We start from the raw sequence: 26,908 nt of genomic DNA on the forward strand, positions 1-26,908 counted from the left end.
CGACAGGCAACGGCAGCCGCTTGCAAACAGCACGCTGCATTTCGTCGCCAGCTTCGTATAATGCCGCCACCTTAAAGGGGGCACTCGACCCCCGCAACCTGTCCGGATTGCATATCTAGATGATCAATGCCCTGCGCTACCTGGGTTGGCCACTCGCCGTTGGCCTGCTTCTCGCTTTACTGATCATCCAGCGCTACCCACATTGGGTGGGGCTGAAAACCGAGCCGGCGTACACCTTGCAACAGGCGCCACTGGCGACAGGACCGCAACAGGGACCGTACTCCTACGCCAATGCGGTCAGCAGCGCGGCGCCAGCGGTGGCCAATCTGTACACCACCAAGGTCATCGACAAACCCCAGCAATCGCCACTGGCCAAGGACGATCCGCTGTTCCAGCGCTTCTTCGGCGACAATCTGCCGCGTCAACGGCGCATGGAGTCGAGCCTCGGTTCGGCGGTGATCATGAGCCCGGAAGGCTACCTGCTGACCAACAACCACGTGACGGCCAACGCCGAACAGATCGTAGTGGCGCTCAGGGATGGCCGGGAAACCCTGGCGCGAGTGATCGGCAGCGACCCGGAAACGGACCTTGCGGTACTGAAGATCGATCTTGCGAACCTTCCCGCCATCACGCTCGGACGCTCGGACAGCATTCGCGTCGGCGATGTCACCCTGGCGATCGGCAACCCGTTCGGGGTGGGCCAGACAGTGACCATGGGCATCATCAGCGCCACCGGGCGCAACCAGCTGGGGCTCAATACCTACGAGGACTTCATCCAGACCGACGCGGCGATCAACCGCGGCAACTCGGGTGGCGCACTGGTGGATGCCACCGGGCACCTGATCGGCATCAACACGGCGATCATTTCCGAGTCCGGCGGCTCGCAAGGCATCGGCTTCGCGATCCCGGTCAAGCTGGCGATGGAAGTGATGAAGGCGATTGTCGAGCACGGTCAGGTGATTCGCGGCTGGCTGGGTGTCGAGGTCCAGTCGCTGACCCAAGAGCTGGCCGAATCCTTCGGACAGGCGGGCCGACCGGGCATCGTGGTCGCCGGGGTCTACCGCGACGGACCGGCGGAGCGCGCCGGCTTGCGGCCCGGCGACCTGATCCTCAGCATCGACGGCGAACAGTCCAGCGATGGTCGCAGTTCGATGAATCAGGTCGCCCGAACCCGTCCCGGCGACAAGATCAAGATCAACATCCTGCGCAACGGCAAACCACTGACCCTCACCGCCGAAGTGGGAATGCGACCACCGGTGGAAGCAAGGCCGTAGGTCGGATTAGCCGCAGGCGTAATCCGACGAGCGAACTCACAGACCACCCCAGAGCCCCGAAAGGCATGGCTCCTGCCTTCCGTGGCCCCTCGTCGGGTCGGTGAAGCGTGACCCGACCTACAGGACGCCGAAGTGGGAATACAACCACCGGTGGAAGCAAGGCCGTAGGTCGGATTAGCCACAGGCGTAATCCGACGAGCGAACTCACAGATCACCCCAGAGCCACGACAGGTACGGCCTCAGCCTTTCGTGGCCCCTCGTCGGGTCGGTGAAGCGTGACCCGACCTACAGGCCGCCGAAGTGGGTATGCGACCACCGGTGGAAGCAAGGCCGTAGGTCGGATTAGCCGCAGGCGTAATCCGACACGCGAACTCACAGCCACCCAGAGCCCCGAAAGGCATGGCTCCTGCCTTCCGTGGCCCCTCGCCGGGTCGGTGAAGCGTGACCCGACCTGCTTATTGCTTCAGGGCATCCAGCAGCGCCCGGTTCTGCTCCGGCGTGCCGATGGTGATGCGCAGGTACTGGTCGATACGCGGCAGCTTGAAATGGCGGACGATGACACCTTCTTCACGCAGTGCGGCAGCGAGTTCAGCAGCGTCGCGGGCGGGATGCCGGGCGAAGATGAAGTTGGCCGCCGAGGGCAGCACCTCGAAGCCCTGCGCCGTCATGGCGGCGACGACTTCCTCGCGACTGGCGATCACCTTCTGGCAGGTTTGCTGGAAATAGTCACGATCCTCGAACGCGGCGGCGGCGCCGGCGATGGCGATGCGGTCCAGCGGAAAGGAGTTGAAGCTGTCCTTGATGCGCTCCAGCGCCTCGATCAGCTCCGGATGCCCCACCGCCAGCCCCACACGCAATCCGGCCAGGGAGCGTGATTTGGACAACGTCTGGGTCACCAGCAGGTTCGGATAGTGGTCGACCAGAGCAATCGCCGACTCGCCGCCGAAATCGATGTAGGCCTCATCCACCAGCACCACGGAGTCGGTATTGGCCTGCAGCAGCCGCTCGATGGCCTCCAGCGCCAGCACACGCCCGGTGGGCGCATTGGGGTTGGGGAAGATGATGCCGCCGTTGGGGCGATTGTAATCGGCCACCTCGATCTGGAAGCTTTCATCCAGCGCGATGGTTTCGTACTCGATGCCATAGAGCCCGCAATAGACCGGGTAGAAACTGTAGGTCACATCGGGGAACAGCAGCGGCTTGCCGTGCTGGAACAAGCCGTGGAAGGCATGCGCCAGTACCTCGTCGGAACCGTTGCCGACGAAGACCTGGGCGGGCTGCACGCCGTAGTAATCGGCCACCGCCTGCTTCAGCCGCTCGCCATTCGGGTCCGGATACAGGCGCAGCGTGTCACCTATCTCCGCCTGCATCGCGGCAATGGCCTTGGGCGACGGGCCGTAGGGATTTTCGTTGGTATTGAGTTTGACCAGCTTGTTCAGCTTCGGCTGTTCACCCGGCACATAGGGCACCAGGGTCTTGACGAAGGGGCTCCAGAATTTGCTCATCCGCCCTTCTCTCCTTCAAAAAATCGCTGAAGGCTGGGGGCTGGAGGCTGAACGAAGGGCACGTTTGCGCCTCGTCCAGCCTCCAGCCTCCAGCGCTTTTATCGGCTTTTCAGCCCTTGATCCGGTATTCCGCACTGCGCGCATGAGCGGTCAACGACTCCCCGCGGGCCAGCACCGAAGCCACCTTGCCCAACTCCGAAGCACCTTGCGCCGAGCAGTGGATGATCGACGAACGCTTCTGAAAGTCGTACACCCCCAGCGGCGAGGAAAAACGCGCGGTGCCGGAGGTCGGCAGCACGTGATTGGGGCCGGCGCAGTAGTCGCCCAGCGCCTCGGCGGTGTAACGGCCCATGAAGATCGCACCGGCATGGCGGATCTGCTCCAGGTACTGCTCGGGATTTTCCACCGACAGCTCCAGATGTTCCGGCGCGATACGGTTGGCCACCTCGATGGCCTGAGCCATGTCGGCGACCTGGATCAATGCGCCGCGCCCTTCAAGGGAAGTACGGGCAATTTCCTCGCGCTCCAGGGTCGGCAGCAGGCGCTGAATGCTCTCGGCGACCCTGTCGAGGAAGGCCGCGTCGGGGCTGACCAGAATCGACTGGGCGTCTTCGTCATGCTCGGCCTGGGAAAACAGGTCCATGGCGATCCAGTCCGGATCGGTCTGGCCATCGCAGACCACGAGGATCTCCGATGGGCCGGCGATCATGTCGATACCAACCTTGCCGAACACGTGACGCTTGGCGGTGGCGACGTAGATGTTGCCGGGGCCGACGATCTTGTCCACCGGCGGTACGCTCTCGGTACCGTAGGCCAGTGCGGCCACGGCCTGGGCGCCGCCGATGGTGAAGACCCGGTCGACACCGGCGATGCAGGCAGCGGCCAGCACCAGCTCATTGATCTCGCCACGCGGGGTCGGCACCACCATGACCACTTCGGGCACGCCGGCGACCTTCGCCGGAATCGCGTTCATCAGCACCGAGGACGGATAGGAGGCCTTGCCGCCCGGCACATAAAGGCCGGCACGATCCAGCGGGGTGACCTTCTGGCCGAGGACGGTGCCGTCGGCCTCGGTGTAGGTCCAGGAATCCTGTTTCTGCCGTTCGTGATAGGCACGCACGCGCTCGGCAGCCACCTCCAACGCCCTGCGCTGCTCGGGGCTGATGCGCTCCAGCGCCAGCTCCAGGCGCTCGCGGGGCAGGATCAGATCGGCCATGGAGGCGACTTCGAGGCCATCGAAACGCTGGGTCAACTCGACCAGCGCCGCATCGCCACGCTCACGTACGGCCTGGATGATCTCCAGCACACGCTGATTGACCCCCTCATCGGACACGCTTTCCCAGCTCAGCAGATGATCCAGATGCCGGGCGAAATCGGCATCGGTGGCGTTGAGTCGGCGAATGGCGGTGGCAGCGGTCATAACGGGCCTCATGAAGGGATACGTCGAAGCTGTTGCAGGTGCCCTAGATTAACAAGCCAAACGCATGGGCACCCTGAAATTCAAGCTATGGCGCGGATAGCGGACCCGCACAGATCAGGCGTGATGGTCGATGGCGCTCTGCAGGGCATCGATCAGTGCCTGGATACGCCCATGCTGCATCTTCATCGAAGCCTTGTTGACCACCAGCCGCGAACTGATGTGGCAGATCAGCTCCTGCGGCTCCAGGCCATTGGCGCGCAGCGTGTTGCCGGTATCCACCACGTCGATGATCTTGTCGGCCAGGCCCACCAGCGGCGCCAGCTCCATCGAGCCGTACAGCTTGATGATATCCACCTGGCGGCCCTGCTCGGCGTAGTAGCGCTTGGCGACGTTGACGAACTTGGTCGCCACGCGCAGACGCCCTTTCGGCTCCGGCGCGCCCACCTTGCCGGCGGTCATCAGCTTGCAGTTGGCAATTTTCAGGTCCAGCGGCTCGTAGAGCCCCTGTCCACCGTACTCCATCAGTACATCCTTGCCGGCCACGCCCAGGTCCGCAGCGCCATGCTCGACGTAGGTCGGCACATCGGTGGCGCGCACGATCAGCAGGCGCACATCATCCTGGGTGGTAGGGATGATCAGCTTGCGGCTTTTCTCGGGGTTCTCGGTCGGGACGATTCCCGCCGCCGCCAGCAACGGCAGGGTGTCATCGAGAATGCGGCCTTTGGACAGGGCGATGGTCAGCATTGCATTGTTCCTTGAATGGCCTCAGCCCGCCACGCGGCGAATTTTCGCGCCCAGCAGTTGCAGTTTTTCCTCGATGCACTCGTAACCACGGTCGATGTGGTAAATGCGGTCGATCAGCGTATCGCCTTCGGCCACCAGGCCGGCAATGACCAGGCTCGCCGAGGCGCGCAGGTCGGTTGCCATCACGGGTGCGCCCTTGAGTTGGGGTACGCCGGTGACGATGGCGGTATTGCCCTCGACCAGAATCTGCGCGCCCATGCGGTTCATTTCGTACACGTGCATGAAGCGGTTCTCGAACACCGTCTCGATCACCGTGCCGGTGCCCTCGGCAATGGCGTTCATGGCGATGAACTGGGCCTGCATATCGGTGGGAAACGCCGGATACGGCGCGGTGCGCAGGTTGACGGCGCGCGGACGGTTACCCTTCATGTCCAGCGAGATCCAGTCCTTGCCGGTATCGATGTGAGCGCCGGCCTCTTCCAGCTTGTGCAGTACGGCCTCAAGCAGGGTGGCATCGGTATCCTTGAGTTTCACCCGACCGCCAGTCGCAGCAGCGGCCACCAGGTAGGTGCCGGTCTCGATACGGTCGGGCATCACGCTGTAACGACCACCACCCAAACGCTTGACGCCATCGATGGTGATGGTGTCGGTGCCGGCGCCGGAGACCTTCGCGCCCATGGCATTGAGGAAGTTGGCCAGATCGACCACTTCCGGCTCACGCGCGGCGTTTTCCAGCACGCTGCGACCATTGGCCAGGGCGGCGGCCATCATGATGTTCTCGGTGCCGGTGACGCTGACGATATCGAAGAAGAAATGCGCGCCACGCAGGCCGCCGGCAGGCGCCTTGGCCTTGATATAGCCGCCTTCCACCTCGATCTGCGCGCCCATGGCTTCCAGGCCGCGGATATGCAGATCGACCGGACGCGAGCCGATGGCGCAGCCACCCGGCAGCGCCACTTCAGCCTCACCGAAGCGGGCGACCATGGGGCCGAGCACCAGGATCGAGGCACGCATGGTCTTGACCAGCTCATAGGGCGCGACCAGCGTCTGGATACTGCTGGCGTCGACTTCGACGCTGAGCTTCTCGTCGATGATCGGCTGTACGCCCATGCGACCGAACAGCTCGATCATGGTGGTGATGTCGTGCAGGTGCGGCAGGTTGCAGACGGTAACCGGGGTGTCGGCCAGCAGGGTTGCAGCCAGGATCGGCAGCGCAGAGTTCTTCGCCCCGGAAATGCGGATTTCGCCGTCGAGACGCGTACCGCCGGTAATGATCAGTTTGTCCATGGATGTTCCTGTAACCCGCAGGCCGAAAGCCCTGCCTAAGAGTGGGCGGCGCACAGCGATGGAGGCTGCGGCGCTGCCTGGAATGGCGTTTTCAGCCGCGTGCGAGCCAGTCGTTGCGGTTGAAGAATTTCATGGTCACGGCATGAATGCTACCGTCGGCGATCCATGGATTGAGATGGGCATAGATCTGTTGTTGACGCTTGACCGGACTCAGGCCGGCCAGCTCGTCACTGATCACGTTCAGCTGGAAGTTGCAGCCTTCGCCTTCGACTTCCACCTGGGCATTCGGAAGTTTCTCTTCCAGGAAACGCTTAACTTCTACAGCCTGCATGTTCAACCTCGATCAGCGCCGGATGCGCACAGCCGGACATCATACAAAAAAGCCCGAAGCCTGCGAAGCCCGAGCCCGCAGGGATGGACACAAGGGAATCATTCGAGCGTTTCGGCTTCGTTATCGCGCGGCAACCGGTGGCGACTGCCGGCAGACACCGCCGGGAACCGCGAGGAAGCAAAACGCACCACCAGAATCGCCACGGCCAGCAACAGAATGGCACCCGAAATATAGACCACGCCCATGTCCGGGCGATGGTGATGCGACACGTCGGAAATCAACAGGCGGGTCAGGGCCGTGATCGCCACATAGATCAGGAAGCGAACCGGCATGTGGTTGGTCTTGAAATAAATCCCGACCATCGCGCCCAGTTCGAGGTAGATGAACAGCAGCAGGATATCGTCGACGGTGATATTGCCCTTCTCGATCATGCCGAGAAACGCCACCAGCCCCGCCCACGCCGTGATCGCCCCGATGGCGAACAGCGACAGGTAATGAAAGGTTTCGACAAACAGGTTACCCAGCGACTCGGCCACCGAATGAACCTTGACACGCATCGCTTCCGCCCGGCGCAACAGCATCAGACCGCTCCCTGCATTTCTCTATCGACGAAAGTATCCACCAGCGAAAGCACTTCCAGCAGGCCGGAGACCGCGGCAATTTCCCGCATGTCCTCGGGCAAGCCGGTAATGGCCACGTCACGCCCCAGCGCCATTGCATCACGGCTGAAGGCCAGCAGCAGGGAAAGCCCGACACTGCTGGATTTCTCCACCGCCGAACATTCGATCCGCAGCAGCCCGCTTTTCTCAGCACGAATCAGCGCCTGCCCTTCCCGGCGCAAGGCCGGGCCAGACAGGTAGTCGAGCACGCCGGAAAGCCGCAGAACGCCATCGGCGCCGCGCTCAACGCGCCCCTCAGTCATCGCCTGCCGCCTGCTGGCCGGCTTCGGTGTCCTTGGCCCGAGCGACGACCTCGCCCCAGCCAGCGATGGTCCTGTCCAGGTCACCATTGTTTCTTTGCATGGAATCGGCGAACTGGTCGCGGAACAGCTTGCCGATGTTGATGCCATTGATGATCACGTTGCGCACCAGCCATTCACCGTCCTGGTTGACCATGGTGTAGGACACCGGATAGATCTCGCCCTGGCGACCGGTCACTTCCATGCCGACGCTGGTGCGCTCGGCATCCTGCCTGCCGCTGGCCGGCAGCACGCGGATCTGCTGGTTGTTGTATTCCAGCAAGGCGTTGCCGTAGAACTGCATGAGGCTGCGCTTGAAGCTCTCCTGAAAGCGGTTCATCTGCTCGGCGCTGGCGTTGCGCGAATATTTCACCGTCATGATGCTGCGGGAAATGCCTTCGGCATCCACCACCGGGCCGAGGATGTCGTTGAGCGATGCGTAGAAGGCATTCGGATCCTGGCGGTACTGGTCCTTGTTGGCCTTGAGGTCGGCCAGCAACTCGTCAGTGGTCTTCTGGATCACCTCATGGGCGCTCGGTGCGGCCAGGGCCAGCATGGGCAGGGCCGCCAGCAACACCAGCAGGCCGCGACGCAGGGCAGTCATCATATTCAGGCTTCTCATCTGTTCAGGCCCTCACTCTCTGTTTACCGAATTGAGCAAAAATTTGCCGATCAGGTCTTCCAGCACCAGGGAAGACTGCGTATCGCGAATCGTATCGCCATCGCCCAGGGTTTCCTCATCCCCGCCCACACTGATGCCGATGTATTTCTCACCCAGCAGACCGGCGGTGAGGATCGAGGCCGTGGAGTCGAACGGCAGGATATCGACATCCTGCTGGATCTCCAGCGTGACACGACCGGTGTAGCTCTCCCGGTCGAGGTCGATGGCCGTCACCTTGCCGATGGTCACACCCGCCATGGTCACCTTGGATCTGACCGTAAGACCGGCAATATTGTCGAAATAGGCGTAAAGCCTGTAGGTATCGGCATTACCCACACTCAGCCCGCTGACGCGCAACGACAGCAGCAGCAAGGCCAGCACGCCCGCCAGAAGGAACAGGCCAACACCAATTTCCAGGGTGCGGATACGCATCAGAAATCTCCAAACATCAAGGCGGTCAGAATAAAGTCGAGGCCGAGCACCGCCAGCGAGGCGTAGACCACGGTCCGGGTGGTGGCGCGGCTGATTCCTTCGGAGGTCGGCTCGCAGTCGTAGCCCTGGAACACCGCGATCCAGGTGACGACGACGGCAAACACCAGGCTTTTGATCACGCCATTGAGCACATCCGAGGTAAAGCTGACGCTGTTCTGCATGTTGGCCCAGAACGAGCCCTCATAGACGCCCAGCCAGTCCACCGCCACCATGGCGCCGCCCCAGATGCCCACGACGTTGAAGATCACGGTTAGCAGCGGCAGCGAAATGAAACCCGCCCAGAGACGCGGCGCGATGATGTATTTGAGCGGATCGACGCCGATCATCTCCAGGCTGGAGAGCTGCTCGGTGGACTTCATGTTGCCGATCTCGGCGGCCAGAGCCGAACCGGCGCGCCCGGCGAACAGCAGCGCCGTCACCACCGGCCCCAGCTCACGCAACAGCGTCAGCGCAACCATCTGCCCCACCGCCTGCTCGGAACCGTAGCTGCTGAGAATGCTGTAGCCCTGCAGCGCCAGCACCATGCCGATGAAAATCCCCGAAACCACCACGATCGCCAGGGACAGCACGCCAACGGAGTACAGCTGCCTGACCAGCAGGGCAAAGCGATTATCCAGCCCGCTGCGGCCAAACAGGGCATGGAACAGGAACAGCGTCGCGCGCCCCTGCGCGGCGACCACGTTCATTCCGGCCTCGCCAACCCTGCGGACCCGTTCGACAAGGGACACTTTACGCATCGGGACCTCGCAACAGATCCTCGGCATAGGCCGGCGCAGGAAAATGGAAAGGCACCGGTCCGTCCGCCGCGCCCCGCATGAACTGCTGGATACGCGGATTGGCGGAATCGCGCAGCTCGCTCGGCGTACCCTGGCCCAGCACCTGCCCGTCACCGACCACATAAATGTAATCAGCAATGCTGGAGGTTTCGGCCAGGTCATGGGAAACCACGATGCTGGTGATGCTCAGCGCATCGTTGAGCAGACGGATCAGTTTCACCAGCACGCCCATGGCGATGGGGTCCTGACCGGCAAAGGGCTCGTCGTACATGAGAATCTGCGGGTCCAGCGCAATCGCCCGCGCCAGCGCCACGCGCCGCTTCATGCCGCCGGACAGCTCGTCGGGCATCAGTTCGATGGCACCGCGCAGCCCTACGGCCTGCAGCTTCATCAGAACGATGTCGCGGATCATTTCTTCAGGCAGCTTGGTGTGAACACGCAACGGAAAGGCGACGTTCTCGAAAACATCGAGGTCGGTGAACAACGCGCCGCTCTGGAACAGCACGCCCATCTGCTTGCGCATGTCGAACAGCTCTCGCCGCGACAGGGTCGGCAAATTGGTACCCGCCACCCAGACTTCACCGCTGGCCGGTTTGAGCTGGGCGGCAATCAGGCGCAACAGAGTCGTCTTGCCACAGCCGGACGGGCCCATGATGGCCGTCACCTTGCCGCGCGGAATGGCAATATCGACGTTATTGAAAATGCTTCGCTCGCCGCGCTTGAAGGTCAGATTCTTCAGCTCGACAGCGTAGCCGCTGGCAACGCTCATCGGTTCTCCTTGGATACAGCCTGCGGATCAGACGTCCACCGGCACTCCGGGGATACTTCACACGCGACCGTTTTCGGGCGCGAACTATAGCATCGCGCCAAAGGCCTCCAAAGCGCATGACTGTGTCGACGCATGAATCACATCGTTCGTTCAGCCAGTGTTCAGTTAAACCGCAGACAAAAGACCGCAGCTTTTCCATGAGCAGCCGCGGGATTGCCGTTATAATCTCGCGCTTTCATTCAGGCGAAGATGTGAACATGAGCCAGAGCAGCCAGCTGATCGAAACCGCCCTGCGCACCATCGGCATGGAAATCGAAGCGGTCGAGCAACTCAAGGTGCGCATCGATGAGCGGTTCGTCAGGGCTTGCGAGCTCATTCTCCAGTGCAAGGGCCGCGTGGTCGTGGTCGGCATGGGCAAGTCCGGTCATATCGGTCGCAAGATCGCCGCCACCCTGGCCAGCACCGGCACGCCAGCGTTCTTCGTGCACCCGGCCGAAGCCAGCCATGGCGACATGGGCATGATCACCCAGGACGATGTCGTGCTCGCCCTGTCCAATTCCGGCACCACCCACGAAATCGTCACGCTGCTGCCGCTGATCAAGCGCCTGGGCATCACCCTGATCAGCATGACCGGCAACCCTCAGTCGCTGCTTGCGCGCTCGGCAGCCGTCAACCTCGATGCCGGCGTCGCCACCGAGGCCTGCCCACTGAATCTCGCCCCAACCTCATCCACCACGGCCAGCCTGGTCCTCGGTGATGCGCTGGCCATCTCCCTGCTCGAAGCACGCGGATTCACTGCCGAGGATTTCGCTTTCTCCCATCCGGGCGGAGCGCTGGGTCGGCGCCTGCTGCTCAAGGTCGAGAACGTGATGCATTCCGGCGACCGCCTGCCACGGGTGAAATGCGGCACCTCACTGCGCGATGCGCTGCTGGAAATGACCCAGAAAGGCCTGGGCATGACAGTAGTCATCGCGGACGATGGCAGCCTGGCCGGAATTTTCACCGACGGCGACCTGCGTCGCACTCTGGACAAGGGCATCGACGTGCGCCAGGCCAGCATCGACCAGGTCATGACCGTACGCGGCAAGACCGCCAATGCCGAGATGCTCGCTGCCGAGGCCCTGAAGATCATGGAAGACAACAAGATCAACTCGCTGGTCGTGGTGGACGGCAATGACCGCCCGGTGGGCGCCCTGAACATGCACGACCTGCTGCGTGCAGGAGTGATATGAATGAATGATCTCCTGCGACGTGCCCGTGATATCCGCCTGGCCATATTCGATGTGGACGGCGTGCTGACCGACGGCAAGCTGTACTTTCTGGTCGACGGCAGCGAATTCAAGACCTTCAATACGCTGGACGGCCATGGCATCAAGATGCTGATCAATTCCGGCGTACGCACCGCGATCATCAGCGGGCGCAAGACTCCGGTGGTCGAGCGTCGGGCGCAGAACCTGGGCATCCAGCACCTTTATCAGGGCCGCGAAGACAAGCTGGTGGTACTCGATGAACTGCTCGCCGAGCTGGGGCTCGACTACGCTGAAGTGGCTTACCTCGGCGACGACCTGCCGGATCTGCCGGTGATTCGCCGGGTCGGCCTGGGCATGGCCGTGGCCAGCGCCGACGCCTTCGTCCGCCAGCATGCACACGGCGTTACCAGCGCCCGGGGCGGCGAGGGTGCGGCGCGTGAGTTCTGCGAGCTGATCATGCGCGCCCAGGGCAGCCTCGAAGCCGCCCAGTCCGCCTATCTCTAGAGGTTTCGATGCTGAGCAAAGTCCGCCTTCCCGCCATCCTGCTGCTGATCGCCCTGCTGCTGGCTGCGGTCGGCTACTGGAACATCCGCCCGGAAAGCTTCATGCAGCAACCGGGCATGACTTCCACCGAGGAGTCGCCAATCGATTTCTATGTGATCAACTCCCGAACGGTGCAGTACCAACCCGACGGTAAGCGCAACTACGAGTTGACCGCGGAAAAACTGGAACACATCAAGGCCAGCGACATCAGCCTGCTGACCCGCCCCGATCTGCAATCCTACCGCGGCACCGAGCTGCCGTGGCATATCACCAGCGAGCGCGGCGAAGTCGGCCCGCAAGGCGAGGACGTCGAGCTGATCGACAACGTCCGGATCGAGCGCACCGACGCCAAGGGCCGCCCGACCATCCTCACCACCAGCCGGATGACGGTACTCCCCGACAAGGATTATGCCGAGACCCGCCAACCCGTTAGAATCGTCGCCGCAAACGGCGTGACCACCGCCACGGGCATGAAAGCGTATCTGAATGAAGGCAGGATGCTCCTGCTATCCAACGTAAGAGGCCAGCATGAGCTGCGTTAAGACTTTCCCATTTCTGCTCGGCTTGAGCATTTTCCTGCTCGGCAGCAACGCCCACGCCCTTCCTGAAGATCGCAACCAGCCGATCCGCATCCAGGCAGATACCGCCGAACTGGACGACCGCCAAGGCGTCGCGGTGTATCGCGGCGACGTGGTCATCACCCAAGGCACGATGAAGATCACCGGCGATACGGTGACCATCACCCAGGACGCCAACGGCGATGTCGAGGTCTTCACCTCCATCGGCAAACCGGCCTACTACGAGCAGAAGCCGGCGCTGGACAAGGAAATCGTCCAGGCTTACGGCCTGACCATCCAATATTTCGCCGCCAACGAACGCATCATCCTCATCGATCAGGCCAAGGTCATCCAGGAAGGCAACACCTTCGAGGGCGAGAAGATCGTCTATGACACCCAGCGCCAGATCGTCAACGCCGGTCGCGCCACCAACATCGACGTGACCAGCCCGCGCCCGCGCGTGGACATGGTCATCCAGCCGCGCAAGAAGGAAGCCTCCACCACAGAAGCACCGGCTGCGGAGCAGAGCGAGTAATGGCAACCCTCAAGGCCCAGCATCTGGCCAAAAGCTACAAGAGCCGCCAGGTGGTGCGCGACGTCAGCCTGTCCATCGAAAGCGGGCAGATCGTCGGCCTGCTCGGCCCCAACGGTGCCGGCAAGACCACCTGCTTCTACATGATCGTCGGACTGGTGAAAGCCGATCAGGGCCGCGTGCTGATCGACGAGCAGGATGTCACCCACCTGCCCATGCATGGTCGCGCACGTGCCGGTATCGGTTACCTGCCGCAGGAGGCCTCGATCTTCCGCAAGCTGTCGGTTGCCGACAACATCATGGCCATCCTCGAAACCCGCAAGGATCTGGATCGCAGCGGTCGTCAGCAGGCCCTCGAAGGGCTGCTGCAGGAATTCCACATCAGCCATATCCGTGACAGCCTCGGCATGAGCCTCTCCGGCGGCGAACGACGTCGCGTCGAAATCGCCCGCGCGCTGGCCACCGCGCCCAAGTTCATCCTGCTCGACGAGCCTTTCGCCGGCGTCGATCCGATCTCGGTCGGCGACATCAAGCAGATCATTCACCACCTCAAGGCCAAGGGCATCGGCGTGCTGATCACCGATCACAACGTCCGCGAGACGCTGGATATCTGCGAAACGGCCTACATCGTCAACGACGGCCAGCTGATCGCCGAAGGCGATGCACAGACCATCCTTGACAACCAGCTGGTCAAGGAAGTCTATCTGGGGCATGAATTCCGCCTGTAGTTCGGCCTTTCGCTCGACAGGACCATTCAGGGCTAGCCAACCGCTTCCTCTTCAGGCATATAATTTGCTTACACCGGCGCGGCAGCGCCAGCGAAGTCGGAACAGGCGCGGTTGCGCCGGCACACAAGGTTCGAAGTCCTCTGCAATGAAAGCATCGCTAGTCCTGAAGATGGGCCAGCAGCTGACGATGACACCGCAGCTGCAACAAGCCATACGACTGCTCCAGCTCTCGACCCTCGACCTCCAGCAGGAGATCCAGGAAGCGCTGGACTCCAATCCCATGCTCGAACGCGAAGAAGACGGGGACGACTTCGACAATCCCGATCCGATGGCCGAGTCACTCGACAAGAAAACCGAGAACACCCCAGCCGAGCACGGCAGCCCGGACAGCCAGTACGAAGAACCCATCAATACGGTGGAAAATTTCGAGGAAGGCGATTGGGGCGAGCGCATTCCCAACGAGCTGCCGGTAGACACCGCCTGGGAAGACATCTACCAGACCAGCGCCAGCAGCCTGCCCAGCAATGATGACGACGAATGGGACTTCACCACCCGCACCTCATCGGGCGAGAGCCTGCAGACCCATCTGCTCTGGCAACTCAACCTGGCACCGATGAGCGACACCGACCGACTCATCGCCACCACCCTGATCGACTGCATCAACCCCCAGGGCTACCTGGATGAGAGCCTCGAAGAAGTGCTGGAGTCCTTCGATCCCGAACTGGAGATCGAGCTCGACGAAATCGAGGTGGTGCTGCACCGCATCCAGCAATTCGAGCCCGCCGGCATAGGCGCACGCGACCTGCGCGAGTGCCTGCTGCTGCAATTGCGCCAGTTACCCGAGCACACCGCCTGGCTGAGCGAAGCCACGCGCCTGGTTGGCGAGCATCTGGACCTGCTCGGCAGCCGCGACTACAGCCTGCTGCTGCGGCGCATGAAGCTCAAGGAAGACGAACTGCGCCAGGTCATCGACCTGATCCAGTCACTCAACCCGCGCCCCGGCTCGCAGATCGAAACGAGCGAACCGGAATACATCGTTCCCGACGTGATCGTGCGCAAAGACAACAACCGCTGGCTGGTCGAACTGAACCAGGACGCGATGCCGCGCCTGCGGGTGAACGCCCAGTATGCAGGCTTCGTCAAGCGCGCCGACTCCAGCGCCGACAACACCTTCATGCGCAATCAGCTGCAGGAAGCACGCTGGTTCATCAAGAGCCTGCTCAGCCGCAACGAGACACTGATGAAGGTCGCCACCCAGATCGTCGAACACCAGCGCGGCTTTCTCGAGCACGGTGACGAGGCAATGAAGCCGCTGGTTTTGCACGACATTGCCGAAGTGGTGGGCATGCATGAATCGACCATCTCCCGCGTCACCACCCAGAAATACATGCATACGCCGCGTGGCATCTACGAGCTGAAATACTTTTTCTCGAGTCACGTCAGCACCGCCGAAGGAGGCGAGTGCTCATCCACCGCCATTCGCGCGATCATCAAGAAGCTGGTGGCGGCGGAAAACCCCAAAAAGCCATTGAGTGACAGCAAGATCGCTGGTCTACTTGAAGAGCAGGGTATTCAGGTGGCACGCCGAACCGTCGCCAAATACCGGGAATCCTTGGGCATTGCGCCATCCAGCGAGCGCAAGCGATTGTTGTAAAGACAGGTTTGCTAGAAACCAGGCGACCTGGCCGATTTCTTCCGGTGACGGGCTCCAGGCCCGTCAATTCGCCCGAAGCAACAAGGAGAAGCAGTATGCAAGTCAAGATCACCGGCCTTCATCTGGAAGTAACCGAAGCACTGCGTGACTATATCGATGAGAAACTGCAGCGGCTGGAAAGGCATTTCGATCGCATCATCGATATCCAGGTCGTTCTGCAGGTTGAAAAACTGAAGCAGAAAGCCGAAGCCACCATGCATATCGCTGGTCGCGAAGTAGTCGCCAATGCCGAACACGAAGACATGTACGCTGCGATAGACCTGCTCGCCGACAAGCTCGACCGACAGTTGATCAAGCACAAAGAGAAACAACTCGACCATAACCAGGGTGCCGTGGCTCGCTGACCCATGATCCGACTCGAAAACATCCTCGCCCCCGGACGTTCACTCGTGAACGTACCGGGCGGCAGCAAGAAACGCGTCCTGGAACAGATCGCCAAGGTGATCGGCCAGGACCTTCCCGATCTCGACACACAGAATATTTTCGAAAGCTTCGTTGCACGCGAAAAGCTCGGCTCCACCGGTTTCGGCAATGGCATCGCCATACCGCACTGCCGGATGCCCGGCTGCACGACGCCGCTCAGTGCGGTGCTGCGACTCGACGCGCCGGTGGATTTCGATGCCATCGATGGCGCCCCGGTCGATCTGCTGTTCGTGCTTCTGGTACCGGAAGCCGCGACCGACGAGCACCTCGAACTGCTTCGCCAGATTGCCAGCATGCTGGACCAGGAAGAAGTCCGTGAGCGGCTGCGCAACGTCGCAACCGGCCAGGAGCTGTATCAGGCAGTGGTCGATATCCAGCACGGCCACTAAACAGGCCGGATGACCCGCAACCAGGGAGCGAGACGTGTCCGCAATCAGTCCCTCACGAATTTCGCGCCACTGCTGCCAGCAGCAAGGTTCGCAACGCCGATGCCCAACACTGTTGGATACTTCGCTGCCATGCGCCTGATCATTGTCAGCGGGCGCTCCGGTTCAGGTAAAAGCACGGCTCTCGACGTTCTCGAAGACAATGGCTTCTATTGCATCGACAACCTCCCTGCCGGGCTGCTGCCGGAGCTGGCGGAAAAAGCCCTGTTGCATACCGAACTGCTGCAACCGCAGGTGGCGGTCTCCATCGACGCACGCAATCTGCCGAGTCAACTCAAGCGCTTTCCTGAGCTACTAGAGGAGGCCCGCGCCCGGCATATCCAGTGTGACGTGCTCTACCTGGACGCAGCCGACGAGACGCTGCTCAAGCGCTTCTCGGAAACACGCCGACGACACCCCCTGACCAATGAGAAACGCTCCCTGGCCGAAGCCATACGTGATGAAGAATTATTGCTGGCGCCGATCATCGATCAGGCCGATCTGAAAATCGACACCACCAACCTCAATCTTTACCAGCTGCGCGATTCGCTGAAGCTGCGCCTGCTGAACAAGCCGGAGCCCGGCACCGCCTTCCTCTTCGAGTCCTTCGGATTCAAGCGTGGCATGCCGGTGGACGCCGATCTGGTCTTCGATGTCCGCTGCCTGCCAAACCCTTACTGGAGAGCTGAGCTGCGGGACTTTTCGGGACTGGATCAATCCGTCATCGACTATCTGGACACCCAGGGCGATGTCGAAGAAATGTTTCAGGACATCTTCGGCTATCTGAACAAATGGCTCCCCCGATTCGCCGCCAGCAACCGCGCCTATGTCACAGTAGCCATTGGCTGTACGGGCGGCCATCATCGCTCGGTCTACCTGGCCGAACGGCTTTGCCGGGCATTGCGCGAGCCCTTGAAAAACGTCCAGGTCCGCCACCGCGACCTGGCCTAGGAACCGACATGCCCTCCTGCGAAATCACCATCATCAACAAGCTGGGCCTGCATGCCCGCGCGGCAGCCAAGTTCGTCGGCGTCGCCAACCAGTTTCCCTGCGATATCCGCGTCGGGCACGGGCCGGCCAGCCTGATCAACGGCAAAAGCATCATGGCCGTGATGATGCTCGCCGCCAGCAAGGGCACCAATCTGCACCTGCAGACCGAAGGCCAGCAGGAAGAAGAAGCCCTCAAGGCCCTGATTGCCCTGATCGAGGACTACTTCGAAGAAGGGGAGTAAAGGCGGTTGCAAGAATGTAGGTCGAATTAGCCGAAGGCGTAATCCGACGATTCACAGGCCCAATCCGGTTATCCGACATAACAGCTCAGCATCTATCGCGCCTGATCGTCCGCTCGTCGGGTCGGTGAAGCGTGACCCGACCTACAGCTGGAAGTCAAAAGCCGGTAACGGCGCTGGAGGCTGGACGAAGAAAAGCCGCTGCCAGCTTCAGTAGCTTGCGTCCAGCTTTCCAGCCTCAAGCGCTTTTATCGGCTTTCCGCCTTACCGCCCCGCCACCTTCATCCGCTCGATCAGCACCGACCCGGTGCGAATGCTGCTGCGCGTCTCGGTATCGCAACCCACCGCGACGATCTGCCTGAACATGTCGCGCAGGTTGCCGGCGATGGTCACTTCCTGGACCGGGAACTGGATTTCGCCGTTTTCCACCCAGAAGCCACCCGCGCCACGCGAGTAGTCGCCAGTCACCAGATTCAGCCCCTGCCCCATCAGCTCCGTGACCAGCAAGCCACGCCCCATCCGGCGGACCAGGGCTGCCTGGTCTTCATCACCGTGACTGACGAACAGGTTGTGCACGCCGCCGGCATTGGCCGTGCTGGGCATGCCCAGCTTGCGCCCTGAATAGGTACCCAACACGTAGGACACGAGCTTGCCGTTCTCGACGAAAGGCTTGGCGTAGGTTGCCAGACCATCGCCGTCATAGGCCGCGCTGGCCAGCCCCCGCGGCAGATGCGGACGCTCATCCAGGCTCAGCCACTCAGGAAACAGCGTTTGCCCCAGCGCGCCTTCCAGATAGGACGACTTGCGATAGAGATTCGCGCCGGAAATGGCGGAGAGAAAGTGGCCGAACAGACCGGTCGCCAGCTCCGACGAAAACAGCACCGGTACATCGCAGGTCGGCACGGGACGGGCGCCCAGGCGCCGTACGGCACGCTCGGCAGCACGCCGGCCAATCGCCTCCGGGGCCGCCAGTTCGCTGGCGATACGGCTGACGTCATAGTGATAGTCGCGCTGCATCTGCCCTTCGGACTCGGCGATCATCACACAGCTCAGGCTGTGTCGGCTGCTGCAATGAGCGCCGATAAAGCCGTTGCTGTTGCCATAGCCACGACAGCCCCGGTGGGTGCTCAACGTGGTCCCGTCGGCATTGAGAATGCGCTTGTCCGCAGCGAAGGCGGCGGCTTCGCAGCCGAGCGCCAACTCCACGGCCTCGTCCGGAGAAATGTCCCAAGGGTGATACAGGTCCAGGTCAGCCACCTCCGTGGCCATCAGGGCCGGATCGGCAAGTCCGGCGAATTCATCTTCCGAAGCGTGCCTGGCGATCGCCAGGGCTGCCGCCACGGTTTCCCGAATCGCATCCCCGCCGCTGCCGGTGGTGCTCGCCGAACCCTTGCGCTGGCCGACATAGAGTGTGATGCCGAAACCCTGATCGCGATTGAATTCGACGGTTTCGACTTCGCGCCGGCGAACACTCGTCGACAGCCCCTGTTCCATCGAGACGGATACTTCGCAGGCGCTGGCGCCCTGCCGGCCCGCTTCCTCGATGATGCGCGCAACCTGTTCGCGCAATGCCGGCAATGCCTGCGGGCCGATCCCCTCAACTTCACTCATAACGCACTCCACACCACTGATTCGTTCAAGACGCGCCCGCCGAGCCGACTGCGCCCGTATCAAGGCTACTGTTATCATGGCGACATCTCCTACTGGACCTGCCCCATGTCTGATATTTCCGATCTCGATGGCTTCGAGGAAAAAAGCAAAACCCAGGTCAAGCGTGAACTGCATGCGCTGCAGGACCTCGGCGCGCGCCTCACCACGCTCAAGCCCGACGTCCTCGACCGCCTACCGCTGACCGATGCCCTGCGCAAGGCGCTGGCCGATGCTCCGAAACACACGGCGCACATCGCGCAAAAGCGCCATCTGCAATACATCGGCAAGCTCATGCGCGCCCAGGATGTCGAAGCCATATTGGCTCTGGTCGATCAGCTCGACGCCTCCACCCGCCAGTACAACGAACGCTTCCATGCACTGGAACGCTGGCGTGACCGCCTGATTGCCGGCAACGATGAAACCCTGGAAACCTTCGTCCTCGACTACCCCGAAACCGACCGTCAGCATCTGCGCAGCCTGATCCGCCATGCCCAGCACGAAGCGGCCCGCAACAAACCACCGGCCGCCAGTCGCAAAATCTTCAAATACATCCGGGAGCTGGACGAAACCCAGCGTGGCCTGCGTTAAAAGCGAAAAGCCGACAAAAACGCTAGAAGCTTGAGGCTGGACGTAAAGCCACTCGCCTTCGTACAGCCTCCAGCGCTCTTGTCGGTCTTCAGGCTCCGGTTCCCCCCACCGTAATCCCGTCGATCTTCAGCGTCGGCTGACCGACCCCGACCGGCACCGACTGGCCATCCTTGCCGCAGGTGCCGACACCGCTGTCCAGTTCCAGGTCGGTGCCGACCATCGATACCTTGTTCATCACCTCCGGGCCGTTGCCGATCAGGGTCGCGCCCTTCACCGGCGCGGTAATCCTGCCGTCTTCGATCAGGTAGGCCTCGCTGGTGGAGAAGACGAACTTGCCGCTGGTGATATCCACCTGGCCACCGCCGAGGCTGGCGCAATAGATGCCCTTCTTCACCGAACGGATGATTTCCTCCGGATCGCTCGCACCGGCCAGCATGTAGGTATTGGTCATGCGCGGCATGGGCAGATGGGCGTAGGACTCGCGCCGGCCATTGCCGGTCGGCGCCACGCCCATCAGCCGGGCATTGAGTTTGTCCTGGATGTAGCCCTTGAGTATTCCGTTCTCGATCAGCGTGGTGCACTGGGTTGGCGTGCCCTCGTCATCGACACTGAGCGAACCCCGGCGACCGGCCAGAGTACCGTCATCGACGATGGTGCACAGCGGCGAGGCGACCTGCTGGCCGATACGCCCGCTATAGGCCGAACTGCCCTTGCGGTTGAAATCGCCCTCCAGGCCATGCCCGACCGCCTCATGCAGCAGCACCCCGGACCAGCCCGGCCCCAATACCACCGGCAGGGTGCCGGCCGGTGCCGCCACGGCATCCAGATTCACCAGGGCCTGGCGCAGCGCTTCGCGGGCATAACCCATGGCGCGGTCTTCACTGAGGAAATAATCGTATCCGCTGCGCCCACCGCCGCCCTGCCCGCCGCGCTCGCGGCGACCGTTCTGCTCGACGATGACGCTGACGTTGAAACGCACCAGCGGACGTATATCCGCCGCCATGCCGCCATCCAGCCCGGCCACCAGAATATGCTCCCAGACACCGGCCAGGCTCACCGTGACCTGCTTGATGCGAGGGTCCAGCGCGCGCGTGGTGACATCGATACGCTTGAGCAGCTCGACCTTCTCCGCACGGCCCAGGCCATCCAGCGGATTGTCCCGGCCATAAAGCGGCGCGAACGCCGCCTTCGACAACACCTCGACCCGCCCCTGCTGCCCGCTGCGGGCAATCGAGCGAGCCGCCTGCGCGGCCTGTCGCAAAGCCTCGGCGGTGATTGCGTTGCTGTAGGCGAATCCGGTTTTCTCGCCGGACAGTGCCCGCACGCCGACACCCTGCTCGATATGAAAACCGCCTTCCTTGACGATGCCATCCTCCAGCACCCAGGTTTCGCTCACCTGATCCTGAAAATACAGATCCGCCGCATCGACACCGGGACCAGCCAGCTCGCCGAGCAGCCCCGGCAGATCATCGAGGGTCAGCCCGCCCGGTGTCAGCAGGCGCTCAGTGACAGGTAACAGCAGTTCACTCATATTCACTCCAGACGGGCCGTGCCCAGCACGGTACGGAAAACGACGGTGCGCTGCACCGGTATGCGCGGGCGACGAAGACCCTGGATCAGGTTCATTGCAAACGCTACATGATAAGGGACAGCTCCCTTACGTCCACCATCAAGCTCCAAACGGCTCAGTTAGGTTTTTCAAAGGGCTTGTCGAAGGTGATCTTCGGCGATTGCCAAGGTCCTTCGACCTTGTACTGAACGCTGGCGAAGCGGGCGACCTTGTCACCCAGCAGCTTGTCGACCACGAACAGCGCGCCACCGATGGCCGGGGCACCCACGATCAGCGCGGCCAACGGCAGGTTATTGCTCACCGGCAGGGTCACCAGCAGCTTGGCGTCGATCCGGTCATTGACCATATCCAGCGTGCCGTCGAGTTCCAGATTGCTCGACGGCCCGGTCATCGTGACGGGGCCTTTCGTCACGAAGATACCCTCGGTAGCGATCAGCTCGCCCTTGACCTGATCGTAGCTCAACCCCTTGCCGAACAGATCGGAAAAGTCCAGCCGCAGCCGCCGCCCGATGGAATCGAAATTGAGCAGGCCAAACACCCGCAATGCCTGTGCGCTGCCTTCGACCTCTCGAAACTGGCCGTTGCGCAACCGGGCGTCGAGACGACCGGACAAGCGCTGCAGACTGAAGAACGCCGGCGACCCGGACCAGTTGGCATCCGCATCCAGATGGAAACGCTCACTCGTGGTCGAGGGCGCAAAGCCCCAGGCAAGCAGCACGTCGGCCAGATTGTCGCCTTCCAGCCGACCCTTGTACCAGCTGCGCGATGCGTTCCAGCCACCCGTGCCGGCGAGCTGAAGCCCCTTCAGTCCCAGATCCAGCTCCGAGAACTCAACCCCGTCGCCGCGCGGACGCATCTTCAGCGACCAGGCGCCCAGCGGCTGCTCACCCTGCAGCACCTGGTTCACGGTGATATCCATTGCCGGCAGGCTGCGCGGATCGATGCCTGCCAGCGGGTCCTGGCGTGGTGCGTCTGGCTGCGCCGGCTCGGCTGCCGGAAAGCGCAGATGCGACAGTTTCAGTCCGATGGGCTCACCCTGCGCATCGGGCAAGTGGACGTTGCCGGCGACGATCCGGCTGTCCAGCCCCAGCGCCCAGGCGCTCGACAGCCGGCGCAAATCCAGCGCAAGGTTGTCGACCTGGGTTCCCAGGCCTTCGAAGACACCGATATCAAGCTGCACGCGGCGCAGCAACGAGGTTGCCTGCTGGCCCTGCGCGGGCGAGGTGTATTCGGCCAGCAGCGCCTGCCACTCTCTCAGATCGACGCGCGGCAGGCGTCCGCGCACGCGCAGGCCCTGATCGCTGCGCAGGTTCGCTGCAGCACCGCCCAGGACCAGCTCACCGCCCCCTTCGGCCCAGCGATTGGCCGGCGTATTGAAGGTCAGCGCCGCCAACGCGCCGTGCTTGAGCGTGTACTGCTGGCGCTCGCCGCCCAGGGTCATGCGCAGGGTGGTGTCACGTCGCTCTCCTGCGGCCTTGGCGAAAGGCGCCGGCAGCAACAGCGCCGTTCCCAGCAAAGACGAGTCGATCTGCAGGCGGTTGTCAGCGCCATCCAGCGTCAGGCTCAACTGGAACGGCACCTCGCCCGAGGCCGGCAAGGGCTGCTCGATCTTCTGCCAGGTCTTGAGCTGCGCCAGCGGCACCACGCCGCCCGCCTCGATACGGCTGACCGGCTTGCCCGAAGCGCCGATGGCACTGGCCTTGCCCGTGACCTGACTGCCCAGCGCACGGGCACGGATGGCGGAAGCGCTGAGGCCGCGCTCGCTGTCATAGCGAAAGTCACCACTCAGGGCGTCGAGTTGCAGATCGGCCTGGGCGATGAACAGCGACGCATCGGCGCTGGAAAAATCCACCACGACCTTCGGCTGTTCAGTGCCTGCCAGCGGAATATCCAGCTTGAGCGAGCCGTTCAATGGCCCCTCGCCCCGCCATCCGGCAAACAGCTCGGCGGTACCGATAGGCGCGACCTGCATCAGGGTCAGCGCATCCTTCAGGCCCGCCTCGACCTGCCCGTCGATGGCCAGCCGCAGCGGCTGCTCCCCCTGGCCGAGCGGGATCTGCGCCAGGACATCATGAACCCGACTGTCGAGCATGCGCCCCTCGGCGAGACGCACCCGCACCCGGTCATCCTCGATCAGCACCTCGCCGCGTCCTTCGCGCAGAGCCGGCCAGCCCGGCTGGAAGGCGAACTCGGCGTCCCTGACCTTGAAGTACAGGCTCAGGCTGCGTGCCGTATTGCTGGCCGCCTTGCTCAGCGAACCCTGATACTGGAAATAGCCCTGCTCGACGAAGCCATCGCGAATCGCCGCCGTCAGCCACTCGCTCAGCGCCGGGCTCATCGCCGGCGAGCGGGTCGGCAGGTATTTTTCCGTATGGCGCGCATCGCCATCGCTGATCCCGACTCGCAGGTCCATATAGTCTTCGGCCTCGGGATCGCGCATCAGGCGGATCAGGAAATCACCGGCGATCCGGCCTTCCTCGCCTTCGACCTGAAGATAAGGCGCAACCAGCGTGAAGGCCTGCTCATCCAGCGCCCAGACGAGGCTGCCACGGCTGCGCCGATACTCCCACGCACGCGGAAACAGCTCGGCCAGATACAGGCTGAAATCCCGGCTGTCGAAGCGCAGCTCGCCGCCGCCAAGATTGCCTCGCACCAGGCCACTGACATTGCGCGCAGCCGGAATCCAGTGATAGGCGTCGATACTCGCCCTGTCGAGATTGGCGACGAACGCCAGACGCTCGGCCAACGGCGCCGCCGCACGATAGTCGAGCTGGACATTGCGCAGCGTTCCACGCGGCGCCAGCCCCAGCAGGTATTCGCCGGCGACCTCGGGCATGGGCGCCAGGGCCTGGATCAGCGCAGCCAGCGGCGCGACAGGCAGATGATCGACCTGCAACCGCCAGTGATCATGGGCGGCATCCTGCTGCAGCACCAGCGCGGTATCGCTCCAGCGGGTTTCATCGAGCCTGAAGGCCAGGTCGTCGAGCTGCAGCCGATAGCCTTCGGCGGCGCGGTCGAGATAGGCATTTATCGCCAGATCCTCGATCCGCACAGGCTCGGACTGCGCTTGCCCGACTTCAAGCAGCGGCGCAACCAGACGGGCGACGCCACGCGTCAGGCCCCGCTCGCGCCAGTCGAGCCAGATATCACCACCGGCATGCAGGCGTTCCAGGTTCCAGTCGCCCGTCAGCTTCTCGGGCAACCAGGCCGCCCAGTCGCTTTGCGGCAACCTGAGGTACAGCCGCGCCGCGCTGTCGCGCCAGTCATCGGCATCGATCCGCGCCTGGGCATTCAGGCTCAGCGGCTGACCGTCGGGCAGTACCAGGCTGCCGCTCAGCTGCAAGCGCTGATCGAGGCTGCGCAGCTCCAGGTTGGCGTAGGTCAGGGTCAGCGGCGCTTCGCCATGCGCTTCGAAGGTAACCTGGCTATCGAGCAGCGATAGCCGACCGATCCGCTGCAGTTCGGCGATGTTTTCCAGTGGATCGGTCGCTTGTTTGTCCTGCTGGGGAAAGCCCTCGACACGCCATTGTCCATCGGCATCCTGTACCAGGCTCAGGTGAATCCCGGAAAGTTCCACCGACCTGAAGTGCAACTGGCGGGCCCAGAGGCTGGCGGCTATATCAGGCTCCAGCGCCAGACGGTCCAGACGCATCGCCGCTCCCCCTTCGCCCAGCACCACATCGTGGGCCAGCAGCCGCGGCGCGAAGCCACTCCAGCGGCCCTCCAGACGTCCGAGGCTGAGCGGCATGGCCAGCCACTCACGCGCCTTGTCCTGCACTTCAAGGCGATACTCGGCCACCAGCGGCACCAGCTGACGCCCGAGACTGACGTACAGGGCCGCCAGCATCAGGCCGACCGCAGCCAGCCAGAAACTGCGACGCAGGACGTCGAGGAAAAGCGATGAAAGCCGGCTCACGGACACGCGCTCCGGTCATCGCCAGGCAGGCGTCGGTTCAGAGCAGCACCACGTCATACTGTTCCTGCGAGTACATGGTCTCGACCTGGAACTTGATCGAGCGCCCGATAAAGCTCTCAAGGTCGGCCACATTGCCCGACTCCTCGTCGAGCAGGCGGTCGATGACTTTCTGGTTGGCCAGCACGCGATAGCCTTCAGGCTGGTAGGCACGGGCTTCGCGCAGGATCTCGCGGAAGATCTCGTAACAGACCGTTTCCGGCGTTTTCAGCTTGCCGCGCCCCTGGCAGCACATGCACGGCTCGCACAGCACCTGTTCGAGGCTCTCGCGGGTACGCTTGCGCGTCATCTGCACCAGCCCCAGCTCGGTGATGCCGATGATGTTGGTCTTGGCGTGATCGCGCTCCAGCTGCTTTTCCAGGGTACGCAGCACCTGACGCCGATGCTCCTCGTCCGCCATGTCGATGAAGTCGATGATGATGATTCCGCCGATATTGCGCAGGCGCAACTGCCGGGCGATGGCCGTGGCGGATTCGAGATTGGTCTTGAAGATGGTTTCCTCAAGCGTGCGATGACCGACGAAAGCCCCGGTGTTGACGTCGATTGTGGTCATCGCCTCAGCAGGATCGATGATCAGGTAGCCACCGGACTTGAGCATCACCTTGCGACCGAGCGCTTTCTGGATCTCATCCTCGACGCTGTACAGATCGAAAATCGGTCGCTCGCCTGGATAATGCTCCAGATGCTCGCTCAGCTCAGGCATCAATTCGTCGACGAACTGGCTGACCTTCTGGAAATTCTCTCGCGAATCGATGCGGATCTTCTCGATACGCGGATTGATCAGGTCGCGCAGGGTGCGCATCGCCAACGACAGGTCTTCATAGATCATGGTCGGCGCACCGGCGCTCTTCATCTGCTCGGCGATCTGCTCCCAGAGCCGGCGCAGATAGCGGATATCCATGAGAATTTCATCGCTGCCAGCGCCCTCAGCCGCCGTGCGCAGGATGAATCCGCCGACTTCCCTGATGCCCTCGGCGGCAATGCACTCGGCCACCACCTGCTTGAGGCGCTCGCGCTCGGCCTCGTCCTCGATACGCAGGGAAATCCCGACGTGGCTGGTTCTGGGCATGTAGACCAGGTAGCGCGAGGGAATCGACAGCTGCGTGGTCAGCCGCGCGCCCTTGGTGCCGATGGGGTCCTTGGTCACCTGCACCACCAGCGCCTGGCCTTCATGGACCAGCGCGCTGATGGGCTCGACGGCATTGCCTTCACGCGCAGAAATTTCCGAAGCATGGATAAAGGCGGCGCGCTCCAGCCCGATATCGACGAACGCCGCCTGCATGCCCGGCAGTACCCGCACCACCTTGCCCTTGTAGATATTGCCGACGATGCCACGACGCTGGGTGCGTTCGACATGCACCTCCTGCAGGACACCGTTCTCCACCACCGCCACCCGAGACTCCATGGGGGTGATGTTCATCAGAATCTCTTCGCTCATTATTGTTCTCGGCCTGTGGCGTGATACGAAACAGCCGAAGCTGACAGATGAGCCCGATTCTAACGACTTGA

General features: G+C 62.5%; 27 protein-coding genes. 12 read left to right on the forward strand and 15 right to left on the reverse strand.

The genetic code is table 11. The features are described from left to right. Window positions 1-119 precede the first annotated feature (119 nt). Window positions 120-1,274, forward strand: a complete 1,155-nt coding sequence (gene algW, locus ACYCFC_RS12385; protein WP_459651779.1) for a Do family serine endopeptidase AlgW — start codon at window positions 120-122, stop codon at window positions 1,272-1,274. Window positions 1,275-1,729: 455 nt separating this feature from the next. On the opposite strand, the gene hisC is transcribed toward algW, so the two are convergent. The 11 genes from hisC to ACYCFC_RS12440 all read right to left on the reverse strand — a co-directional run bounded on the left by hisC (window position 1,730) and on the right by ACYCFC_RS12440 (window position 10,217). After that, a complete protein-coding gene (gene hisC / locus ACYCFC_RS12390) occupies window positions 1,730-2,779 on the reverse strand; it encodes a histidinol-phosphate transaminase (RefSeq protein WP_459651780.1) in 1,050 nt (349 codons plus the stop codon). A gap of 109 nt (window positions 2,780-2,888) precedes the next feature. Further along, on the reverse strand, window positions 2,889-4,199 hold the full coding sequence (gene hisD / locus ACYCFC_RS12395; protein ID WP_459651781.1) for a histidinol dehydrogenase: 1,311 nt from the start codon (window positions 4,197-4,199) through the stop codon (window positions 2,889-2,891). A 114-nt stretch (window positions 4,200-4,313) separates the two neighbouring features. After that, window positions 4,314-4,943, reverse strand: coding sequence for an ATP phosphoribosyltransferase (gene hisG / locus ACYCFC_RS12400; protein ID WP_459651782.1), 630 nt, complete (start codon window positions 4,941-4,943; stop codon window positions 4,314-4,316). A gap of 21 nt (window positions 4,944-4,964) precedes the next feature. Next, window positions 4,965-6,230: a UDP-N-acetylglucosamine 1-carboxyvinyltransferase gene (gene murA, locus ACYCFC_RS12405; RefSeq protein ID WP_181085591.1), complete on the reverse strand. Its 1,266-nt coding sequence runs from the start codon at window positions 6,228-6,230 to the stop codon at window positions 4,965-4,967. A 91-nt stretch (window positions 6,231-6,321) separates the two neighbouring features. Next, complete coding sequence (locus ACYCFC_RS12410; RefSeq protein ID WP_181085588.1) at window positions 6,322-6,561, reverse strand: BolA family protein; 240 nt, start codon at window positions 6,559-6,561, stop codon at window positions 6,322-6,324. A 98-nt stretch (window positions 6,562-6,659) separates the two neighbouring features. Then, window positions 6,660-7,142, reverse strand: coding sequence for a phosphate-starvation-inducible protein PsiE (locus ACYCFC_RS12415; RefSeq protein WP_181085587.1), 483 nt, complete (start codon window positions 7,140-7,142; stop codon window positions 6,660-6,662). Beyond that, the gene (locus tag ACYCFC_RS12420) at window positions 7,142-7,483 is read right to left on the reverse strand and encodes an STAS domain-containing protein (protein ID WP_459651783.1); all 342 of its coding nucleotides are present in this window, start codon (window positions 7,481-7,483) and stop codon (window positions 7,142-7,144) included. Before ACYCFC_RS12420 ends, ACYCFC_RS12415 begins: the two co-directional genes overlap by 1 nt. After that, window positions 7,476-8,126, reverse strand: a complete 651-nt coding sequence (locus tag ACYCFC_RS12425) for an MlaC/ttg2D family ABC transporter substrate-binding protein (RefSeq protein WP_181085583.1) — start codon at window positions 8,124-8,126, stop codon at window positions 7,476-7,478. The genes ACYCFC_RS12420 and ACYCFC_RS12425 overlap by 8 nt, the downstream gene beginning before the upstream one ends. A 27-nt stretch (window positions 8,127-8,153) precedes the next feature. Continuing rightward, window positions 8,154-8,612 carry an outer membrane lipid asymmetry maintenance protein MlaD gene (mlaD, locus tag ACYCFC_RS12430; RefSeq protein WP_181085581.1) on the reverse strand — a complete coding sequence of 153 codons (459 nt, stop codon included), beginning with the start codon at window positions 8,610-8,612 and terminating at the stop codon, window positions 8,154-8,156. Then, window positions 8,612-9,409, reverse strand: a complete 798-nt coding sequence (mlaE, locus tag ACYCFC_RS12435) for a lipid asymmetry maintenance ABC transporter permease subunit MlaE (RefSeq protein WP_181085579.1) — start codon at window positions 9,407-9,409, stop codon at window positions 8,612-8,614. Before mlaE ends, mlaD begins: the two co-directional genes overlap by 1 nt. Beyond that, the gene (locus ACYCFC_RS12440; RefSeq protein ID WP_459651784.1) at window positions 9,402-10,217 is read right to left on the reverse strand and encodes an ATP-binding cassette domain-containing protein; all 816 of its coding nucleotides are present in this window, start codon (window positions 10,215-10,217) and stop codon (window positions 9,402-9,404) included. Before ACYCFC_RS12440 ends, mlaE begins: the two co-directional genes overlap by 8 nt. A gap of 251 nt (window positions 10,218-10,468) precedes the next feature. On the opposite strand from ACYCFC_RS12440, the gene ACYCFC_RS12445 reads away from it, so the two are divergent. The 10 genes from ACYCFC_RS12445 to ACYCFC_RS12490 all read left to right on the forward strand — a co-directional run bounded on the left by ACYCFC_RS12445 (window position 10,469) and on the right by ACYCFC_RS12490 (window position 17,621). Further along, on the forward strand, window positions 10,469-11,449 hold the full coding sequence (locus ACYCFC_RS12445) for a KpsF/GutQ family sugar-phosphate isomerase (protein ID WP_181085575.1): 981 nt from the start codon (window positions 10,469-10,471) through the stop codon (window positions 11,447-11,449). Next, window positions 11,450-11,971, forward strand: coding sequence for a KdsC family phosphatase (locus ACYCFC_RS12450; protein ID WP_181085573.1), 522 nt, complete (start codon window positions 11,450-11,452; stop codon window positions 11,969-11,971). It abuts the gene before it with no gap. A gap of 8 nt (window positions 11,972-11,979) precedes the next feature. Then, the gene (lptC, locus tag ACYCFC_RS12455; RefSeq protein ID WP_181085572.1) at window positions 11,980-12,552 is read left to right on the forward strand and encodes an LPS export ABC transporter periplasmic protein LptC; all 573 of its coding nucleotides are present in this window, start codon (window positions 11,980-11,982) and stop codon (window positions 12,550-12,552) included. Beyond that, complete coding sequence (lptA, locus tag ACYCFC_RS12460) at window positions 12,539-13,102, forward strand: lipopolysaccharide transport periplasmic protein LptA (RefSeq protein ID WP_181085570.1); 564 nt, start codon at window positions 12,539-12,541, stop codon at window positions 13,100-13,102. The genes lptC and lptA overlap by 14 nt, the downstream gene beginning before the upstream one ends. Further along, the gene (gene lptB, locus ACYCFC_RS12465; protein WP_181085567.1) at window positions 13,102-13,827 is read left to right on the forward strand and encodes an LPS export ABC transporter ATP-binding protein; all 726 of its coding nucleotides are present in this window, start codon (window positions 13,102-13,104) and stop codon (window positions 13,825-13,827) included. The genes lptA and lptB overlap by 1 nt, the downstream gene beginning before the upstream one ends. Before the next feature lie 145 nt (window positions 13,828-13,972). Next, the gene (locus tag ACYCFC_RS12470; RefSeq protein WP_459651785.1) at window positions 13,973-15,481 is read left to right on the forward strand and encodes an RNA polymerase factor sigma-54; all 1,509 of its coding nucleotides are present in this window, start codon (window positions 13,973-13,975) and stop codon (window positions 15,479-15,481) included. A 95-nt stretch (window positions 15,482-15,576) separates the two neighbouring features. Continuing rightward, window positions 15,577-15,885, forward strand: a complete 309-nt coding sequence (gene hpf / locus ACYCFC_RS12475) for a ribosome hibernation-promoting factor, HPF/YfiA family (RefSeq protein WP_181085564.1) — start codon at window positions 15,577-15,579, stop codon at window positions 15,883-15,885. Window positions 15,886-15,888: 3 nt separating this feature from the next. Then, window positions 15,889-16,353 carry a PTS IIA-like nitrogen regulatory protein PtsN gene (gene ptsN / locus ACYCFC_RS12480; RefSeq protein WP_181085562.1) on the forward strand — a complete coding sequence of 155 codons (465 nt, stop codon included), beginning with the start codon at window positions 15,889-15,891 and terminating at the stop codon, window positions 16,351-16,353. Between the two features lie 129 nt (window positions 16,354-16,482). Further along, window positions 16,483-17,340: an RNase adapter RapZ gene (rapZ, locus tag ACYCFC_RS12485; RefSeq protein WP_181085603.1), complete on the forward strand. Its 858-nt coding sequence runs from the start codon at window positions 16,483-16,485 to the stop codon at window positions 17,338-17,340. An 8-nt stretch (window positions 17,341-17,348) separates the two neighbouring features. Beyond that, window positions 17,349-17,621 (forward strand): HPr family phosphocarrier protein, encoded by a 273-nt coding sequence (locus tag ACYCFC_RS12490; protein WP_181085560.1) that lies wholly within the window; start codon window positions 17,349-17,351, stop codon window positions 17,619-17,621. A gap of 261 nt (window positions 17,622-17,882) precedes the next feature. Here ACYCFC_RS12490 and pmbA read toward each other — a convergent pair whose 3' ends face one another. After that, a complete protein-coding gene (gene pmbA, locus ACYCFC_RS12495) occupies window positions 17,883-19,229 on the reverse strand; it encodes a metalloprotease PmbA (protein WP_459651786.1) in 1,347 nt (448 codons plus the stop codon). Between the two features lie 105 nt (window positions 19,230-19,334). Between pmbA and yjgA the strand changes: the two genes are divergently transcribed. Further along, on the forward strand, window positions 19,335-19,856 hold the full coding sequence (gene yjgA / locus ACYCFC_RS12500) for a ribosome biogenesis factor YjgA (protein ID WP_181085557.1): 522 nt from the start codon (window positions 19,335-19,337) through the stop codon (window positions 19,854-19,856). Window positions 19,857-19,944: 88 nt separating this feature from the next. On the opposite strand, the gene tldD is transcribed toward yjgA, so the two are convergent. The 3 genes from tldD to rng all read right to left on the reverse strand — a co-directional run bounded on the left by tldD (window position 19,945) and on the right by rng (window position 26,837). After that, a complete protein-coding gene (gene tldD, locus ACYCFC_RS12505; protein WP_459651787.1) occupies window positions 19,945-21,387 on the reverse strand; it encodes a metalloprotease TldD in 1,443 nt (480 codons plus the stop codon). A 154-nt stretch (window positions 21,388-21,541) separates the two neighbouring features. Beyond that, on the reverse strand, window positions 21,542-25,342 hold the full coding sequence (locus ACYCFC_RS12510; protein ID WP_459651788.1) for a YhdP family protein: 3,801 nt from the start codon (window positions 25,340-25,342) through the stop codon (window positions 21,542-21,544). Window positions 25,343-25,379: 37 nt separating this feature from the next. Beyond that, the gene (gene rng, locus ACYCFC_RS12515) at window positions 25,380-26,837 is read right to left on the reverse strand and encodes a ribonuclease G (RefSeq protein ID WP_181085551.1); all 1,458 of its coding nucleotides are present in this window, start codon (window positions 26,835-26,837) and stop codon (window positions 25,380-25,382) included. Between the last annotated feature and the right edge of the window lie 71 nt (window positions 26,838-26,908).

The organism is Stutzerimonas sp. NM35 (assembly GCF_054604355.1).